This is a genomic window from Megasphaera massiliensis (assembly GCF_000455225.1).
In the GTDB taxonomy this organism is placed as follows: domain Bacteria; phylum Bacillota; class Negativicutes; order Veillonellales; family Megasphaeraceae; genus Megasphaera; species Megasphaera massiliensis.
Window position 1 is genome coordinate 17,023 of sequence record NZ_HF954535.1, and the last position, 1,537, is coordinate 18,559.

1 protein-coding gene is annotated in these 1,537 nt (G+C 33.2%); it reads left to right on the forward strand.

Features of this window, described 5'->3' with window-relative positions; translation table 11 throughout:
* Positions 1-459 precede the first annotated feature (459 nt).
* Entirely contained in the window at positions 460-1,323 is an 864-nt protein-coding gene (locus TX77_RS01930; protein WP_268257928.1) for an Abi family protein, read from the forward strand.
* The last annotated feature ends 214 nt before the right edge of the window (positions 1,324-1,537 follow it).

Genomic DNA, 1,537 nt, shown 5'->3' on the forward strand with positions numbered 1-1,537 from the left:
GGAATCATGTCTCTTTATAATTCTATATGATACCTAAAATATAAAAGGGCCCGAAAAACACTAATGTAAAACGCTAAAACCGCTTCACGTTTCTGCCCATACTGATTATGGAATGATTTTTTTCCAGTGAATTTTAAAGACCAATCTAAAGAGTTATACAGTTTAATCAATTTGCTCTCATTTTATTAGATATGCTATACTGCTATAAAGAAGTATATTTTCCCGTTTTATACAGGCTATTCCGTTAGTTTATCTTTCTATTTTTATCCAAAACGTTATGGCAGTAATATAATCGTGATATCGGTACTCTTACTTTTATAAAGTTTATAGCAAGGTTAGAATATACAAAGAAAGGCTATGATAATCGGTGTCTCACAGAAGTAAACTTACCTATCCTGAACAGATTAATCATTTAAAGAAAAAGGAATTACTTTTATCGGTATAAATGAAGCAGAAGCGATCACCTATTTAAAAGAAAATAATAATTTCTTTAAACTTCTGGCATATCGAAAAAATTTTGATAAAGATATTACGGGAAGCAAATACTTAAATCTAGATTTTGCTTATCTCGTAGATTTAGCCATACTGGACATGTATCTTAGAGAAATTATTGTACAAATGGCTTTAAATATAGAGCATTTCGCAAAAGTCAAATTGATGAAGCTTATTACAGATAATCCAAATGAAGACGGTTATACTATTGTTTCTGATTATATAAATAATCTACCTGAAAATAATCGTATTCACTTAATGCAAGAGCTGAATAAAAATAGTCGAAGCCCTTATTGCCGGGAAGCCTATCTAAAATATAAAGACGATTTACCAGTGTGGGTCTTTCTTGAAATCATAACCTTCGGTTCCTTTATCTCTTTTTACAAGAATTCAATAGAGCGCCCTAGTTTTCAATTCACCCGACAAGAATCCAATAGATACAAAGACAATTTCTACCTTATGTTGACCGTGAAATACATCCGTAATGCAGCTGCACATAATAACTGTATTTTAAACGATTTAAAAACCAAGTCCAGAGAGGTTAGAAAAAAAGCCAATTGGGGCATGACTCGGGCAATGAGTAATGCAGATATATCTACTGTCATTATCGATAGAAAATTGGCAAATGAACGAGTCCAGCAAATCATCACTTGTCTCTGGGCACACAAACAAATCGTGAACAGTAAAGGGATTAACGATCGAACGGCACGGCAGCTGCACCAGTGGGTAGAACGAGTTCAACGTGACTATGACTATTCCTTCAACCCAATACTAACAACCACCTTAAATCTCCTGTCCAATTTAATTGACAAATGGTTTCCTATTGTGTAAAATAGATTCACAAGGAAAAACTTCAATAAAGTTTTGCAGGGACAGCATCCATAGATGTTGTCCCTGATTTTTTATTGCCTATAAATTATAGAGAGAAATAGGGATCTCCTCGTTTTTTAATAATACGTGGCTTGATATAAAAATCTTATTATAAACACGAAAAAGCCGTATACGATACATTATCATGTACTGTATACGGCTTCCCTATTAAACC